The sequence below is a fragment of the Pseudonocardia sp. DSM 110487 genome (assembly GCF_019468565.1).
In the GTDB taxonomy this organism is placed as follows: domain Bacteria; phylum Actinomycetota; class Actinomycetes; order Mycobacteriales; family Pseudonocardiaceae; genus Pseudonocardia.
The window spans coordinates 1,547,440-1,563,562 of record NZ_CP080521.1; the positions used below are offsets into that span (position 1 = coordinate 1,547,440).

A 16,123-nucleotide genomic window follows, 5' to 3' on the forward strand; every position below is an offset into this window, starting at 1 on the left:
GATGACCCGGACGTACCCGTCGCTGCTGCAGGGGCTCGACGACGATGCCCGGCGCAGCCTGATCGCCCAGAGCCGCCCGCGCCGCTTCCGGGCCCGCGACATCGTCTGCCACGAGGGCGACCCAGGCGACTCGCTGCACGTCATCGTGTCCGGCAAGCTCGCGGTGCGGGTGACCACGCCGCTCGGCCAGGTCGTCACGCTCTCGCTGCTCGGTCCCGGCGACTCGTTCGGAGAGCTGGCCCTCCTCGACTCCGCGTCGCTGCGCACGGCGACGGTCGTGGCGATCGAGGAGGCGCACACGCTCATGCTCACCGGCGCCCAGCTCGACGGGCTGCGCCGGCAGCACCCGCGGGTCGACGCCTACATCACCGAGACACTCACGTCCTATGTCCGGCGGCTCTCGACGATGGTGCTCGAAGCGCTCTACCTGCCGGTCGAGGACCGGGTCATCCGGCGGCTCGCGCATCTCGCGCGGCTCTACGCCATCGACAACGGGAGCGCGGAGATCCGCCTCACCCAGGATGACCTCGCGAGCATGGCCGGGACCACCCGGGCCACCGCGAACAAGGTGCTGCAGGAGCTGGCCGGCCGCGGCCTGCTCACTCTGCGACGGGGGCGCATCTCGGTTCCCGACCGGTTCGCGCTCGACCGCGCGGTCCGGTGACGAGCCCGGCCAGGTCGTGATCGGGGCGACGCGCCGGCGGCGGCCGGTTTTCGAACCCACTAGCTTCGCGGGGCGAGGTCCATCGTGCGCGCCGCCGCAGCGGCGGCCCGCCGGGAGCGGACGCCGAGCTTGTCGAGCACGTCCGCGACGTGGTGGTGGACGGTCCGCACGGACAGCACGAGCTCCGCCGCGATCTCGGCGTCGGTCAGGCCGTCGGCGAGTAGGCCCAGCACGTCCAGCTGGCGGGCGGTGAGGTGGGCCTACTCCCTCCAGGTGCACCGCGGGCCCGGCCCGCCTCGGGCGGGCCTGCACCCGGTGCATCCGCACGGACACACCCGTGCGACGCCGCGCGGGAGGTGGACCCCGCCGCGGCGCGCGAGCGCTGGAGAACGCCCCGCCCGCCGTTTCGGTCAGGCGCGGTCCTGCTTCAGCGCGCGCATCGCCGCAAAGCTTCCCGGCGCGTGCGCGCGCCGAGCTTGCCGAGGATCGAGAAAACGTGGTGATCGACGGTGTGCACCGAGAGCACGCGCTCGAGCAGCGGCACCCTGACATGCACGGATCGTGCTACGGGCCGGCCGGGTCGAAGCACTCCTGCTCCGGGCGAAGATGGGCAGTGGCTACCGACGCAGCCGCTTGCGCGCGGCGGTTGACTGCGCCACATGACGCAGGATCGGCCCGACTGCGCGATGTGGGTTCCGCCGACCGGGCCGCGCCGCCCGGGGGAGCCGATACCGGACCTCACGGCGTGGCGCGTGCTGCACCGAGCGGTTCTGGCCGACATCGGGGAGTTCGCCCGCGCCGCGGACGAGCTGACCAACGGCACCGGCAGGACCGATGCCGATGCCCTTCGCGGCTACCTGTTGCCCGTCCTGACGGCCGTCGATGTGCACCTCGATGTGGAGGGGCGGACGCTGCCGCCGTTGCTGGCGCGGCACGCCGGCCCGTACGCGTTCGACGTCCTGGACCGGCTCGTCGCGGACCGTGCCCTGCTGCACCCGCTGCTGGCCGGCGTCGTCGCGCTCGTCGGCGACATTCCCGGCGTGGCCGGTGAGCTCCGCGACGCGCTCGACGGCCTCGCCCCCCTTCTGCATGCGCAGCTGGCCGAGCAGGAGCGCCGCCTGTTCCCGCTGATCACCACGCATCTCACCGGGAGCGACATGCGCTGGGTGCAGCGGCAGCTGCGGCGGAGGGCCGACCCCGAGTTGCTCCCGTTCCTGGCCGCGTGGCTGCACCACCACGCCACCGCCGAGGAATCAGAGCACCTGCTCCGCGACCCCACCGAGCACACCGGCCCACTGTTGGCCATCTTCGGAAAGCGATACGCCGAGCTGCGTCGCCGGGCCCTAGGAGCGCCCTGAACAACTCGGACCTACTGCGCGGCGCCCAGGCGGCGCCCTCGCCGCGTTTGGACGATCGCCCCGATACAACAGCGGTATCGGCGCGATCGTCCGCCTTGCGAGGACACCACCTGGACGCCGCTCGCTACGGCCCGAGTTGTTCAGGACCCTCCTAGGTCTCGACGAACGGTGCGGGTAGCCACCTCCGCCGGCGAGGAGGCTGGTCGGTCGCCGCTCGAGCGGCGACCGGCGGCCGCGGTCACGCGGAGGTCGCCGGAGGCCAGTTGAGCAGGGTGGTGTCGGCCACCTGCTGGAGTTCGTCACGGCCGACGCCGCTCGCGGCCTGGACGGAGATCCCGTAGGAGAGGGTGGCGACGTACCGGGCGAGCCGGTCCGGGTCGGTGCCGGGCGGCAGATCGCCCTCGGCGACGGCGCGCCGGAAGCGGTCGGCGATGCAGGACCCGGCGTAGTTGCGCCAGGCGGTCAGCACGTCGCGGGCCCGGCACCCGGGGTCGCCGGTGGCCAGGGCGCCCTGGACGCTCAGGCAGCCCGTCGGGTAGCCGGGACGGGTGGTAGCCCGCACCGTGCCGTTGAGGAGTGCGGCGGCCACCGCCCGGGCGGTCGGTTCCTCCAGGGCCCTGGCCACGTAGCCACCCGGGCCCTCGGTGTAGCGGTCGAGGACCTTGCGGAACAGCTCCTCCTTGTTGCCGAAGGCCGCGTACATGCTGGGGCGGGTGATGCCCATGGCTTCCGTCAAGTCGGTGAGGGAGGCACCGTCGTAGCCCTGACGCCAGAAGACGATCAGTGCGCGTTCGAGGGCCTCCTCGGCGTCGAACCCCCTCGGGCGGCCCACCGGCGCCTTCTGCCTGCTGTCCACGTCGACCACCCTACCCATTTCATACCGTTCGATAACGCAGGCCGTACCGTTCGGTATGAAACTAGGGAGGTGCTGTCATGGGACAGCTCGAAGGCAAGACCGCCGTTGTCACCGGCGGAAGCACCGGCATCGGTCTGGCGACCGCCGTACGGCTGGCGGGTGAGGGCGCGCACGTGTTCGTGACCGGCCGGCGCAAGACCGAGCTGGACACGGCTGTCGAGACCATCGGCTCCGCGACCGGCGTCCAGGGCGACATCTCCGACCCGGCCGACCTGGACCGCCTGTTCGCCGCGGTCCGCGACCGCGGGCAGGGGCTCGACGTGGTGTTCGCGAACGCCGCGATCGGTTCGTTCGCGACGTTGGAGCAGGTCAGCGAGGAGCACTTCGACCAGATCTTCGGCGTCAACGTCCGGGGCACGCTCTTCACCGTCCAGAAGGCGCTGCCGTTGCTCAACGACGGCGCCACGGTGGTCTTGACCGGTTCGACCACCGGAGTCACCGGCGGGGAGGCGTTCGGCGTCTACGCGGCGTCCAAGGCGGCCGTCCGCTCCTTCGCCCGGACCTGGGCCAACGAGCTCAAGGGCCGGGGCATCCGGGTCAACACGGTCACCCCGGGCCCCATCGACACCCCCGGGCTCGCCGGCGTCGCCCCTGCGGAGATCGGGGCCGCCGACTTCACGGCTCACCTTGCCGGCACGGTCCCGCTCGGCCGGTTGGGCCGCCCGGAGGAGGTCGCCGACGCGGTGCTCTTCCTCGCCTCGACGCAGAGCAGCTTCGTAACCGGTGCCGAGCTCGCCGTCGACGGCGGCCTCAACCAGGTCTGAGCCTGCAAAGGGCAACGACCCATCGACGGGGGCGGCGCAGGGCGACGTCGGGCCGCCCTCGTCATGGCTTGCGCGCCACGCCGCCGGTGGTCTCGGGCAAGGGCTCGACCTTGCCGACGTCGGTGGGTTCCGGCCGCCATTCCGTGACGGACACCAGGCCGGGTTCGACCATCTCCAACCCGGAGAAGTAGCCGCGGATGTGCTCGACGGGTTGCTGGATGTAGGGCACGCCGCCGGACTTCGCGTAGTTCTCGGCGAGCGCGTTGAGGTCGGCGTTGGTGTCGTTGCCGTCCCACACGGCGAGGTAGCTGCCGGAGGGCACCGCGTCCATCACGCGCGCCACGACCGCGTGCGAGGCCTCGAAGCTCTTCGCGTGGCCGAGCACGCCCATGAACATGACCGCGATCGGCTGCTCGAAGTCCAGGATGCGACGCGCCCGGTCGATGATCAGATCGGGATCGTGGTAGTCGGCCTCGACGTAGTCGGTGACGCCCTCGGGAGTCGTGTTCCTGAGCAGGACCCGCGCGTGGGCCAGGACGATCGGGTCGTTGTCCACGTAGACGATCCGGGCCTCCGGCGCCACCGCCTGGGCGATCTCGTGGGTGTTCTGCATGGTCGGCAGGCCGGTTCCGACGTCGAGGAACTGCCGGATACCGGCCTCTCCGGCCAGGAACCGCACGACCCGGGTGAGGAACTGCCGCGACTGCCTGGCGAAGGTGGCCATGTCGTAGAACTGGAGGGCGGCCTCGGCGGCCAGCCGGTCGGCCTCGTAGTTGTCCTTGCCGCCCAGCCAGTAGTTCCAGATGCGGGCCGCGCCCGGTATGTCGGTCCTGATGTCGCGACTCGGTTCCGTCATCGGCAGGTCACCCCTCGTGATCGGGGTCACCAGCCTAATGCCCCGCGAGGAAGGGTGGAGGCGCGCGTCAGCATTCGACGACGTTCAGAGCGAGCCCGCCGCGAGCGGTCTCCTTGTACTTGTCCTTCATGTCCGCGCCGGTCTCGCGCATGGTCTTGATGGCCTTGTCGAGGGAGACGTGGTGCTGGCCGTCCCCGCGGACGGCCAGCCGGGCGGCGGTGATCGCCTTGATGGCGCCGACGGCGTTGCGCTCGATGCACGGGATCTGCACCAGCCCGCCCACCGGGTCGCAGGTGAGGCCGAGGTTGTGCTCGATGCCGATCTCGGCGGCGTTCTCGACCTGGGCCGGAGTGGCGTCGAGCACCTCGGCGAGGCCGGCCGCGGCCATCGAGCACGCCGACCCCACCTCGCCCTGGCAGCCCACCTCGGCTCCGGAGATCGAGGCGTTCTCCTTGAACAGCAGCCCGATGGCGGCGGCGGTGAGCAGGAAGCGGACCACCCCGTCCTCGGAGAACGAACCGACGAACCGGCGGCAGTAGTGCAGGACGGCGGGGATGATGCCGGCCGCCCCGTTCGTCGGTGCGGTGACCACGCGACCACCTGCCGCGTTCTCCTCGTTGACGGCGAGGGCATAGAGGGTGACCCAGTCGATCGCGCGCAGCGCGTCGTGCTCGTCGTTCCCGACCTCGAGTCGCTCGCGCAGCGCCGCGGCGCGCCGTCGCACCTTCAGCCCGCCCGGGAGCACCCCGGTAGCGCGGGACCCGCGCTCCACGCACTCCTGCATCACCGACCAGATGTGCAGCAGCCCGGCCCGCACCTCCTCCTCGGAGCGGCGGGCGAGCTCGTTGGCGAGCATGACGTCACTGATCCGCAAGCCGGTCTCGCGGGTGTGGCGCAGCAGCTCCTCTGCGGTGCCGAACGGATACGGCACCGGAGTGGGGTCCTCGACGAGCACCGGACGGCCCGCTTCGTCCTCGTCGAGGACGAACCCGCCGCCCACCGAGTAGTACTCGCGGGTCAGCAGCTCGGCGCCACCGGCGTCGACCGCCCGGAAGCGCATGCCGTTGGAGTGGAACTCCAGGCGTTTGCGGCGGTGCAGCACGACGTCGTCGTCCACGGAGAAGGCGATCGGGTGCTTGCCGGCCAGCAGCAGCTCCCCGCGCATGCGGACCGTGGCGACGCGGGGCTCCGCGCCCACCGGGTCGACCAGGTCGGGCTGCTCGCCCTCCAGGCCGAGCACGACCGCCTTCACACTGCCGTGCCCGTGGCCGGTGGCGCCGAGCGAACCGAACAGCTCGGCCCGCACGCCCGCGGCGCGGTGGAGCAGGCCCTCACGCTCCAGCCGGGCCGCGAAGGAGTGCGCGGCCCGCATCGGTCCGACGGTGTGCGAGCTCGACGGTCCGATGCCGACCTTGAACAGGTCGAATGCGCTGATGGTCATGGCCCGCCCGCCGCGTGGATGGTGTGCTGCAGCAGCAGCGCCGTGGTCACCGGTCCCACGCCTCCTGGCACCGGCGTCAGCCCTGCCGCGCTGATGCCCGGGTCGACGTCGCCGACGAGACCGCCGTCGGCCGTCGGGTTGGTGCCGACGTCGATCACGACGGTGCCGGGGGACACGTGCTCCGCGGTGATCAGCCCGGCCCGGCCGACCGCCGCGACGAGGACGTCGGCCTGCCGGGTGATCGCCGGGAGATCGCGGGTTCGCGAGTGGCAGATCGTCACGGTGGCGTCGCGGTCCAGCAGCAGGTGGGCCGCGGGCTTCCCCACGACGGTCGAGCGGCCCACGACGACCGCGTGACGGCCGGACAGCGCGACGCCGTGGTGGTCGAGCAGGGCGAGCACCGCCTCGGCGGTGGCCGGTGCGAAGGCGGGCAGGCCGGCGGCGAGCCGGCCCAGGCTCGCCGGGTTCGCGCCGTCGACGTCCTTGGCCGGGGCGATCGCCGGGGTCAAGTCGGCGACGTCGACGCCCGGTGGGAGCGGGGTCTGCAGGATGATCCCGTGGACGGCGGCGTCGTCGGAGAGCCGGTGCAGGGACGTGCGGATCTCCGCCGTGGACGCGTCGGCGCCGAGGTCCACGACGTCGCAGCCGATCCCGACCCCTGCCGCTGCCTTCGCGATCGACCGGACGTACCACGCGCTGGACTCGTCGGCGGTGGCGACGACGACGGCGAGCCGCGGCGGCGTACCGGCCGCCGCGAGCGCCGCCGCCGTCTCCGCGGTGCGGGCGCGCAGCCCGGCGGCGAGCTCACGCCCGCCCAGCGAAGCGGTCATCGGGCCAGCCCCGCTCGGACAGCGGCCGTCACCTTGTCGGCGCGGTCGCACAGGTCGTCGACCGATCCGGCCACGGCGAGCAGGTCGTTGCGCGCCGAGGCGTCGGTGATGCCCCCGAGGTTGATCTCGATGTTGACCCGGGCGGTGGTCGCGGCCGCGCGGGCCGCCTCCGCCGCCGCAGCCACGTCGCTGACCACGTTCCGGTTGCTCACCGGCAGGAGCTCCTCGGCCAGCTCCAGCACGCGCCCCGCCACCCCGACGACGAAGGCGGGTGGGCGGGCCGCCGCGAGGACGGCGGCCGCGATCGCCGTCGACCGCTCCGCCGCCTCGGCATCGGTGGTCTTCGGCAGTCGATAGGCGTCGGTGACGGCGGTGAACGCCGCCGCGTCGTCCTCCGCCAGGTCGAGCGCGTTCTCGCGCAGCTCGTCGGCGGCGTCCCTGATCCGGCGGATCGCCGCGGCGTGGGCCGCGTACTTCGGGCCGTCGCTGTAGCGCGCGACCATCGCCACGAGGGCGGCGGCCTGTGCGGCGTGCAGCGCGGCGGACGCGCCGCCACCGGGTGCCGGGACCCGGTCGGCGAGTGCGGCGAGGAAGCCCTGGACGGAACGATTGCGCAACGGGAGCACCCTTCGTGGTCAGCGGCGGATACGAGCCATCTCCGGGTCGACGAGCGGCTCGGCGGCCACGGTGGCAGGGACCCGACGCCCGAAGTACTCGATCTCAACGGATGTGCCGGGGGTGGCGCTCGCGGGCAGCCATGCATAGGCGATCGGCGCCCCGATCGTGTGCCCGAACGCCGCGCTGGTCACGTAGCCCGCTGGGCGGCCGTCGAGGTAGACGGGCTCGTGGCCGAGCACCACGCTGCGGCGGTCGTCGATCGTGAGGCAGGACAGACGGCGCGCGATGGTGTCGGCGTTGACGCCCGCGAGCGCGTCGCGGCCGACGAACTCGCCCTTCTGCGGTCGCACCGCGAACCCGAGTCCCGCCTCGTACGGGTTGTGCTCGGTGGTCATGTCGTGGCCCCACGAGCGGTAGCCCTTCTCCAGCCGGAGGCTGTTGAACGCCGCGCGCCCGGCCGCGATGACGCCGTGCTCCTGCCCGGCTTCCCACAGAACGTCCCAGAGCCGCAGCCCGTACTCGGCACTGGTGTAGATCTCCCAGCCGAGCTCCCCGACGTAGGACAGCCGCATCGCGGTGACCGGCACGCCGCCGATCCGGGCCGGCATCGCGCGGAAGTACTTGAGTGCTTCGTGGGAGAAGTCCTCGCGGGACAGCGGCTGCACCAGGTCGCGGGCCAGCGGGCCCCACACCCCGATGCAGCACGTCGCGCCGGTGATGTCGCGGACCTGGACGTCCGAACCCGCCTGGCGGCGGAGGTGGTCGAGGTCGAGGTTGCCGTTGGCACCGACCTGGAACCGGTCGGTGCCCAGCCGAGCGACCGTGAGGTCGCTGCGGACGCCGCCCGCCTCGTCGAGCGCGAGGGTGTAGGTGACCGAGCCGACCGACTTGTCCATCTTCCCGGTGGTGAGCCGGTCCAGCAGCGCCAGCGCGCCAGGGCCGGTGACCTCGAGGCGCTTGAGCGGCGTCATGTCGTACAGCGCCACGCCCTCGCGGGTGCGCCATGCCTCGGCGGCGGCGATGGGGGAGTGGAACTTCGCCGCCCACGGGTCGCGCTCCGGCGGCACCCATGCCGCGGGCAGCTGCAGCACCAGCGGCGCGTTCGCCTCGTACCAGTGCGGGCGCTCCCAGCCGGCGGCCTCCAGGAACACGGCACCCAGCTCCCGCTGCCGGGCGTGGAACGGGCTGACCCGCAGGTTCCGCGGCGACCGGCGGGGTTCAAGGGGGTGCAGCACGTCGTAGACCTCCACGAAGTTCTGCTGCGAGGTCTCGCTGACGTAGTCCTCGCCGAGCTGGACCTCCTCGAAGCGGTGCACGTCGCACCCGTGCAGGTCGAGGTCGCTCCGGCCGTCCACCAGCAGCTGCGACACGGCACGGGCCACGCCCGCGGAGTGGGTGACCCAGACGGCCTCGGCGATCCAGAAGCCGGCCACGTCCGGCGACTCACCGATCAGCGGCCCGCCGTCCGGGGTGAACGAGAAGATGCCGTTGAAGCCCTCCTCGACCTTGGTCGACGCGAGCGCGGGCAGCAGCGCGACGCTCTGCTCCCAGGAGGGAGCGAAGTCCTCCTCGGTGAACGGCAGCATCGACGGCATCGCCGAAGCCGTGACCTCCCCGTCCTCGTCGAGCTCCGACAGCCGCACCGGCATGGGGCGGTGGGCGTAGCTGCCGATCCCGAGCCGGTCGGCGTGCTCGCGGAAGTACAGGTCCTGGTCCTGGTGGCGCAGGATCGGCAGGCCCGCCTCCGCGAGCTCGGTGTTGCGGCCCGCGAGCTCGGCGACCTGCCCGGTCCGCACGTACTGGTGGGCCAGCGGGAGCAGCGGCACCGCCATCCCCACCATCGCGCCGACGGCATGGCCCCAGAACCCGGCGCAGCACACCACGATGTCGGCCGGCAGCACGCCGTCGGCGGTGCGCACGCCGGTGACCCGCCCGCCGGCCTGCTCGATGCCGGTGACCCGCGTCGATCCCTGGAACACCGCGCCGCGGGCCTGCGCCCGCCGCATGAGGGCCGCGACCACGCGCGGGGCCTTGGCCAGTCCGTCGGAGGGGATGTGGAAGCCGCCGAGCACGCGGTCGCGGTCGAGCAGCGGGTGCAGGCGCGCGCACTCGTCGGCGTCGACCAACCGGCTCCCGATGCCCCACGACGTGGCCCAGCCGTGCTTGCGCTGCAGATCGGCCAGCCGCTCGGGCGTGGTGGCGACCTCGAGCCCGCCGACCTGGTTGAAGCACCACTGCCCGTCGAGATCGAGGCCGGAGAACTTCTCGACGGTGTAGCGGGCGAGCTGCGTCATCGTCTTCGACGCGTTCGTCTGGAACACCAGGCCGGGCGCGTGCGAGCTGGAGCCGCCGGTGAGCGGGAGCGGGCCCTGGTCGACGACGGTGACCCGGCCCCAGCCGCGGGCGGTCAGCTCGTCGGCGAGGTTCGTCCCGACGATCCCGGCCCCGATGATCACGACCTGTGGCGAACCGGGCATCAGGCTCCCCTTCCGTACTCGCTGGCCGCGTCGAGCAACCAGGTGGCCAGGTAGCGGGCGAACGACGAGCGGACGAGCAGCTGGAAGTGGGTTCCCGTGTCGTCGAGCGCGAGCAGCACGACGCCGGCCAGCCCGAGGGTGGTCTGCGCGGCTGATCCGGCCGGGAACGAGCGGGGGTGCAGATCGATCGCGCACCCGGTGGCGAGCACGTCGCGGACGTGCTCGCCGCGCAGCCGCAGCGTCGTGCGCTGTGCGGAGACGTCGACGACAGCGCCGTTCCCTTGGCCGCCGTCCAGGCCAACCGCAGCCCGCAGCTCCGCCTCCAGATCCTGCGGGTCGTGTGCGGCGCTCGTGACGAGCCACTCGTCGGGCCCCAGCCAGATCGCCCGCCCGTCACCCCACGGCACCCAGGTGGACGGCGTGGTGGGCAGCCCGAGACCGTGCGCGCCCGCCACACCGGGTCGTGAGTGGATATGCGCGCCGGAGCTCGCGTATCCGCTCACGAGGTCTGGGGCGAGACGCACGTCGGCCATCGCGACGAACGGCTCGGCCGTGATCCGGATGCCAGCGGGCAGCGCGGCGAAGCGCTCGGCCCAGGCGTCCAGCGGGCCGGTCCGGCTGAGTGGGTCAACCGTCACGGCGGGCTCCTTCCGGGTCGACGAGGACGGATCCGGTGACCTCGACGGGCACCAGCGCACCGCCCAGCGGGACGTGCAGGGTCTCGCCGATGCGGCTGCGCCCGGCTTTGACCAGGGCGAGCGCGAACGGACGGCCCAGTTCGGCGCTGCGGTAGCTGGACGTGACGTGGCCGAGCATGGGCACCGGCGGCTCGGGCAAGGTGTCGCAGCCGACGATCTGTGAGCCCTCGGGCAGCACGGTCCGCGCGTCGAGGGGTAGCAGCCCGACCAGCTGCTTGCGCAGCGGGTTCTGGTTCTCGACGCGGGCGAACGATCGCTTGCCGATGAAGTCGGGCTTCTTCTTCGACACCGCCCACGCCAGCCCGAGGTCGTGCGGGGTGACGGTGCCGTCGGTGTCCTGCCCGATGATCGGGTAGCCCTTCTCCGCCCGCAGCACGTGCATGGTCTCGGTGCCGTAGGGCGTGATGCCGTAGGGCTGCCCGGCCGCGACGAGCCGCTCCCACACGGCCGGCCCGTACCAGGAGCTGACATTGATTTCATAGGCGAGTTCCCCAGAAAAGCTCACCCGGGCGATCCGGACGGGCACGCCGTCGAGGCGGGTGTCGCGCCACGCCATGAAGCCGAACGCCCCAGCGGAGGCGTCGACCTCGGGGAACACCGCGGAGATCACGTCGCGGGAGCGCGGCCCGACCACGGGGAACGTGGCCCACTGCTCGGTGACCGACGTGAGGTGCACCCGCAGGTCGGGCCACTCGGTCTGGAGCCACTCCTCCATCCAGTCGAGGACCTTCGCGGCGCCGCCGGTGGTGGTGTAGACGAGGAACCGGTCCCGCGCCACCCGCAGCACCGTGCCGTCGTCGATGACCATGCCGTCGACGCCGCACATCACGCCGTAGCGGACGAAGCCGACCTTCAAGCTGCTCATCATGTTCGTGTAGATGCGGTCGAGCAGCTCCGCGGCGTCCGGGCCCTGGACGTCGATCTTGCCGAGGGTGGAGCCGTCGAGGATGCCGACGCCGGTGCGGGCCGCGGCGCACTCCCGCAGCACGGCGGCCTCCATGTCCTCGCCGGGCCGCGGGTAGTAGCGGGGCCGCTTCCACTGGCCGACGTCCTCGAACACCGCCCCGTGGGCCACGTGCCAGTCGTGCAGCGCCGTGGTGCGCTCCGGGTCGAACAGTGCGCCACGCTGCCGGCCGGCGAGCGCGGCGAACGCCACCGGCGTGTAGGGCGGGCGGAACGTGGTGGTGCCGAGGGCCTCGATCGGCGCGCCGAGCAGCTCGGCGGTGATGCCGGAGGCGATGACACCGGAGGTCTTGCCCTGGTCGTGCGCGGTGCCGATCGTCGTGTACCGCTTGACGTGCTCCACGGAACGCATGCCGGCACCGAGCGCGCGGGCGATGTCGGCCACCGTGGCGTCGCGCTGCAGGTCGACGAACTGCGTGGCGGGGTCGCCATCGGGCACGCGCCAGAGCACGCGCGGTGGGGTGGGCTGCGGTTCCGGCGCCGCTGCCGGCAGGACCCCTGCGCCGGACACCGCACGCTGCCCGTCCCGCAGGCAGCCGGCCAGGTCGAACACACCGTTGGCGGCCCCCGCGACCGTGACCCCGGGCAGCTCCGTGTCGGGCAGGAACGCGCCGAGATCCTCGTCGTAGCGCAGCGTCCCGCGGGCCTGGCTGAACAGGTGGACCGCGGGGTTCCAGCCGCCGCTGACCAGCAGCAGGTCGCACGCGATCGCCTCCTCGCCGACGAGGGCGTGGGTGATCCGATCGTCGCCGCGCGTGCCGGTGACGACCTGCCCGGCGCGCACCGGGATGCCACGCCGCTCGCACACCGCGCGCCAGTACTTCGGAGGTTCCGACCGGGCGTCGACGACCGCGTGCACCCGCGCGCCCGCGTCGGCGAGGTCGACCGCGGCAGCGTAGGCGCTGTCGTCGGTGGTGAAGACGACCGCGTCGCGCCCAGCGAGGACGCCGTAGCGGTGCAGGAACGTGCGGGCGCCGGAGGCCAGCATGATCCCGGGGCGGTCGTTGTCGGAGAAGACGACCGGGCGCTCGTGGGCGCCGGTCGCGAGCACCACCTGCCGGGCGCGGATCCGCCAGACCCGCTGGCGGGAGACGTTCCGTGCGGCCGTGGCACCAAGGTGGTCGGTGCGGCGCTCGACGGCGAGCACGAACCCGTCGTCGTAGTGCCCGAACGCCGTGGTGCGCTGCAGGTGCAGCACATCCGGCAGGCTCGCCAGCTCGGCGACGGCGGCGGCCACCCACTCCAGCGCCGGGGCGCCGTCGAGGGTGTCGGCGGTGCCGAGCAGGCTGCCGCCCGCCTCGGACTGCTCGTCGACGAGTACCACCCTGGCGCCGGAGCGGGCCGCGGTGAGCGCCGCGACCAGGCCGGCCGGGCCGGCCCCGACGACGAGCACGTCGGCGTGGGCGTGCTTCGCGTCGTAGCGGGCGGAGTCGGGCACCTCGGCGAGCCGCCCCCGGCCGGAGATGCCCTTGGCCACCAGCCCGTCGGTGAGCTCGATCGTGGTGGCGAGCAGCATGGGCTCGGGGAAGGGCTCCTCGACCTGCACCAGGCCGCTCGGGTCCTCCGCCCACGCCGCGGCGATCCCGCGGGGGCGGCCGAGCGCGATGCTCGTGGTGACCTGGTGCCGGCCGTGCGCCAGCAGCGCCGAGGCGAGCGTGTCGCCCGGGTGGCCGGTGAGGCGCTGCCCGTCGAAGGTGAACTCGTAGGTGATGCCGCGGTCGATCCGGCCACGGGCGGGGACGCGGAAGTCGCTCATGAGCTCGCCTGGAAGCGGTAGGTGGCGGTGTCGCGCACGGCGTTGAACCAGCGCCGGCAGCCGACGGAGTGGCTCCACCGCTCGGTGAACAGGCCCTTGGGGTTGTCGCGGAAGAACACGTAGTGCGCCCACTCCTCGTCGGAGAGGGCCTGCGGGTCCGCGGGGTAAGCGACGTGGGCCTGCCCGCCGTAGTGGAACTCGACCTCTTCACGTGGCCCGCACCAGGGGCATTCGATGAGTTGCACGGTTCTCCTAGTGCGCTACGGCGGCGGCGCCGTGCTCGTCGACGAGCGCGCCGGTGACGAAGCGCTCGAGCGTGAACGGGGCGTTGAACGGGTGCGGCTCGTCGTGGGCGATCGTGTGCGCCATGCACCAGCCCACGCCGGGGGTGGCCTTGAACCCGCCGGTGCCCCAGCCGCAGTTCAGGTAGACGTTCTCGTAGGGGGTGTGCCCGACGATGGGGGACGCATCGGGCGTGACGTCGACGATGCCGCCCCATGTACGCAGCAGGTGGGCGCGGGCGAACACGGGGAACAGCTCCACCGCGGCGGCCATCTGGCGCTCGATGATGTGGAACGCGCCGCGCTGGCCGTAGCCGTTGTAGGAGTCGATGCCCGCGCCCATCACGAGCTCGCCCTTGTGCGCCTGCGACACGTAGACGTGCACCGCGTTCGACATCACAACCGTGGGGTGCACCGGCTCCAGCAGCTCGGAGACCAGCGCCTGCAGCGGGTGGCTCTGGATCGGCACCCGGAGGCCCAGCATGTCGGTGAGCACCGAGGTGTGGCCCGCCGCGCAGAGCGCGACCTTCCCGGCCGCGATGTCGCCGCGCGTCGTGCGGACCCCGGTGACGCGGTCACCGTCGGTGGTGAAGCCGGTGACCTCGCAGTCCTGGATCAGGTCGATCCCGGCCTCGTCGGCGCGGCGGGCGAAGCCCCATGCCACGTAGTCGTGCTTGGCGATGCCGGCGCGCGGCTGGTAGGTCGCGCCGAGCACCGGGTAGCGGATCTCCTGCGAGGTGTTGACGATCGGGCAGACCTTCTTGACCTCGTCCGGGGTGAGCCACTCGGCGTCCACGCCGTTCAGCACGTTGGCCTCGACGCGCCGCACGCTGTCGCGCACGTCCTGCAGGCTGTGCGCGAGGTTGAGCACGCCGCGCTGGCTGAACAGGATCGGGTAGCCGAGGTCGTCCTCGAGGCCCTCCCACAGCTTCAGCGCGTGCTCGTAGATCCCCGCGCTCTCGTCCCACAGGTAGTTGGAGCGGATGATCGTGGTGTTGCGGGCCATGTTGCCGCCCGCGAGCCAGCCCTTCTCCAGCACGGCCACGTTGGTGATGCCGTGGTTCTTCGCGAGGTAGTGGGCGGTGGCCAGCCCGTGCCCACCGGCGCCAACGATCACCACGTCGTAGGAGCGCTTCGGCTCGGGGTTGCGCCACAGGAAGTCCGGGTGCTCCGGCAGCGGGTTCACGAGGCCTCCAGCGCCGGGTAGAGCGGGAAGCGCGCGGCGAGCTCGGTCACCTTGGCGCGCAGCCCGCTGACGTCGGCGGTGGTGGGGTGCAGTGCCGTGGCGATGATGTCGGCGACCTCGGCGAACTCCGCGGCGCCGAACCCGCGCGTGGCCAATGCGGGCGTGCCGATCCGGACGCCGGAGCTGACCATCGGAGGCCGCGGGTCGAACGGAACGGCGTTGCGGTTCACGGTGATCCCCGCGGCGTGCAGCCGGTCCTCGGCCTGCTTGCCGTCGAGTTCGGAGGCGCGCAGGTCGGCGAGCACGAGGTGCACGTCGGTGCCACCGCTCACCACGCCGATCCCCGCGTCGCGGGAGTCGGCGGCGAGCAGCCGGTCGGCGAGCAGGCGGGCCCCGAGCAGCGTGCGTTCCTGCCGCTCGCGGAACGCCTCGCCAGCCGCGAGCTTGAAGGTCACGGCCTTGGCCGCGATCACGTGTTCCAGCGGACCGCCCTGCTGGCCGGGGAACACCGCCGAGTTGAGCTTCTTGCGCAGCGCCGGGTCGTCCTCGGCGGAGAGGATGATTCCGCCGCGCGGCCCGCCGAGGGTCTTGTGCGTGGTGCTCGTGACGACGTGGGCGTGCGGCACCGGCGAGGGATGCAACCCGGCGGCGACGAGCCCGGCGAAGTGGGCCATGTCGACCATCAGATACGCGCCGACCTCGTCGGCGATCCGCCGGAACTCCGCGAAGTCGAGGTGGCGGGGGTAGGCCGACCAGCCGGCGACGATCAGCTTCGGGCGGCGCTCGCGCGCGAGCCGCTCGACCTCGGCCATGTCGACGCGGTGGTCGTCCTCGCGGACGTGGTAGGCGGCGACGTCGTAGAGCAGGCCGGAGAAGTTGAGCCGCATCCCGTGGGTGAGGTGGCCGCCGTGGGCGAGGTCGAGGCCGAGGATCGTGTCGCCGGGCTGCAGGAGCGCCGCCATCGCCGCGGCGTTGGCCTGCGCGCCCGAGTGCGGCTGGACGTTGGCGAAGGTGGCGCCGAAGAGCTGCTTCAGCCGGTCGATCGCGAGCCGCTCGATGACGTCGACGTGCTCGCACCCGCCGTAGTAGCGCCGGCCCGGGTAGCCCTCGGCGTACTTGTTGGTCAGCACCGACCCCTGGGCCTGCAGCACCGCCAGCGGGGCGACGTTCTCGCTGGCGATCATCTCCAGCGTCGACTCCTGGCGCGCCAGCTCGGCGCGTACCGCGGCGTGGACCTCGGGATCGACGTCGGCGAGCCCGCTGTTCAGGCCCTCGGTGCGGGTTGTCGGGCCGGCGACCTGAGTGTCGAGCATCT

The 16,123-nt window shown here is 72.6% G+C and carries 14 protein-coding genes and 1 pseudogene; 3 read left to right on the forward strand and 12 right to left on the reverse strand.

Annotated elements, in window-relative coordinates; translation table 11 throughout:
• Nucleotide 1: 1 nt before the first annotated feature.
• The gene (locus K1T35_RS07015) at nt 2-664 is read left to right on the forward strand and encodes a Crp/Fnr family transcriptional regulator (protein ID WP_220259349.1); all 663 of its coding nucleotides are present in this window, start codon (nt 2-4) and stop codon (nt 662-664) included.
• A 59-nt stretch (nt 665-723) separates the two neighbouring features.
• On the opposite strand, the pseudogene K1T35_RS07020 reads toward K1T35_RS07015, so the two are convergent.
• A pseudogene (locus tag K1T35_RS07020) lies at nt 724-909 on the reverse strand (helix-turn-helix transcriptional regulator); the annotation flags it as partial.
• Between the two features lie 414 nt (nt 910-1,323).
• On the opposite strand from K1T35_RS07020, the gene K1T35_RS07025 reads away from it, so the two are divergent.
• Complete coding sequence (locus tag K1T35_RS07025) at nt 1,324-2,022, forward strand: hemerythrin domain-containing protein (RefSeq protein ID WP_220259350.1); 699 nt, start codon at nt 1,324-1,326, stop codon at nt 2,020-2,022.
• A gap of 238 nt (nt 2,023-2,260) precedes the next feature.
• Here the strand turns inward: K1T35_RS07025 and K1T35_RS07030 are convergent, their stop codons facing one another.
• Nucleotides 2,261-2,878: a TetR/AcrR family transcriptional regulator gene (locus tag K1T35_RS07030; RefSeq protein WP_255621664.1), complete on the reverse strand. Its 618-nt coding sequence runs from the start codon at nt 2,876-2,878 to the stop codon at nt 2,261-2,263.
• Between the two features lie 77 nt (nt 2,879-2,955).
• On the opposite strand from K1T35_RS07030, the gene K1T35_RS07035 reads away from it, so the two are divergent.
• A complete protein-coding gene (locus K1T35_RS07035) occupies nt 2,956-3,702 on the forward strand; it encodes an SDR family NAD(P)-dependent oxidoreductase (protein WP_220259352.1) in 747 nt (248 codons plus the stop codon).
• 61 nt (nt 3,703-3,763) lie between these two features.
• On the opposite strand, the gene K1T35_RS07040 is transcribed toward K1T35_RS07035, so the two are convergent.
• The 10 genes from K1T35_RS07040 to glyA form a co-directional block, all read right to left on the reverse strand.
• On the reverse strand, nt 3,764-4,558 hold the full coding sequence (locus tag K1T35_RS07040) for an SAM-dependent methyltransferase (protein WP_220259353.1): 795 nt from the start codon (nt 4,556-4,558) through the stop codon (nt 3,764-3,766).
• A 67-nt stretch (nt 4,559-4,625) separates the two neighbouring features.
• Nucleotides 4,626-5,999: an L-serine ammonia-lyase gene (locus tag K1T35_RS07045; RefSeq protein WP_220259354.1), complete on the reverse strand. Its 1,374-nt coding sequence runs from the start codon at nt 5,997-5,999 to the stop codon at nt 4,626-4,628.
• Nucleotides 5,996-6,829 carry a bifunctional 5,10-methylenetetrahydrofolate dehydrogenase/5,10-methenyltetrahydrofolate cyclohydrolase gene (locus K1T35_RS07050; RefSeq protein WP_220259355.1) on the reverse strand — a complete coding sequence of 278 codons (834 nt, stop codon included), beginning with the start codon at nt 6,827-6,829 and terminating at the stop codon, nt 5,996-5,998. The genes K1T35_RS07045 and K1T35_RS07050 overlap by 4 nt, the downstream gene beginning before the upstream one ends.
• Entirely contained in the window at nt 6,826-7,446 is a 621-nt protein-coding gene (locus K1T35_RS07055; protein WP_220259356.1) for a cyclodeaminase/cyclohydrolase family protein, read from the reverse strand. The genes K1T35_RS07050 and K1T35_RS07055 overlap by 4 nt, the downstream gene beginning before the upstream one ends.
• 18 nt (nt 7,447-7,464) lie before the next feature.
• Nucleotides 7,465-9,924 (reverse strand): FAD-dependent oxidoreductase, encoded by a 2,460-nt coding sequence (locus tag K1T35_RS07060; protein WP_220259357.1) that lies wholly within the window; start codon nt 9,922-9,924, stop codon nt 7,465-7,467.
• Entirely contained in the window at nt 9,924-10,562 is a 639-nt protein-coding gene (locus tag K1T35_RS07065) for a sarcosine oxidase subunit gamma (RefSeq protein WP_255621665.1), read from the reverse strand. The genes K1T35_RS07060 and K1T35_RS07065 overlap by 1 nt, the downstream gene beginning before the upstream one ends.
• Nucleotides 10,552-13,341 (reverse strand): 2Fe-2S iron-sulfur cluster-binding protein, encoded by a 2,790-nt coding sequence (locus tag K1T35_RS07070; RefSeq protein WP_220259358.1) that lies wholly within the window; start codon nt 13,339-13,341, stop codon nt 10,552-10,554. Before K1T35_RS07070 ends, K1T35_RS07065 begins: the two co-directional genes overlap by 11 nt.
• Nucleotides 13,338-13,586 (reverse strand): sarcosine oxidase subunit delta, encoded by a 249-nt coding sequence (locus tag K1T35_RS07075; RefSeq protein WP_220259359.1) that lies wholly within the window; start codon nt 13,584-13,586, stop codon nt 13,338-13,340. The genes K1T35_RS07070 and K1T35_RS07075 overlap by 4 nt, the downstream gene beginning before the upstream one ends.
• 7 nt (nt 13,587-13,593) lie before the next feature.
• Nucleotides 13,594-14,808, reverse strand: coding sequence for a sarcosine oxidase subunit beta family protein (locus tag K1T35_RS07080; protein WP_220259360.1), 1,215 nt, complete (start codon nt 14,806-14,808; stop codon nt 13,594-13,596).
• On the reverse strand, nt 14,805-16,121 hold the full coding sequence (gene glyA / locus K1T35_RS07085; protein WP_220259361.1) for a serine hydroxymethyltransferase: 1,317 nt from the start codon (nt 16,119-16,121) through the stop codon (nt 14,805-14,807). The genes K1T35_RS07080 and glyA overlap by 4 nt, the downstream gene beginning before the upstream one ends.
• Between the last annotated feature and the right edge of the window lie 2 nt (nt 16,122-16,123).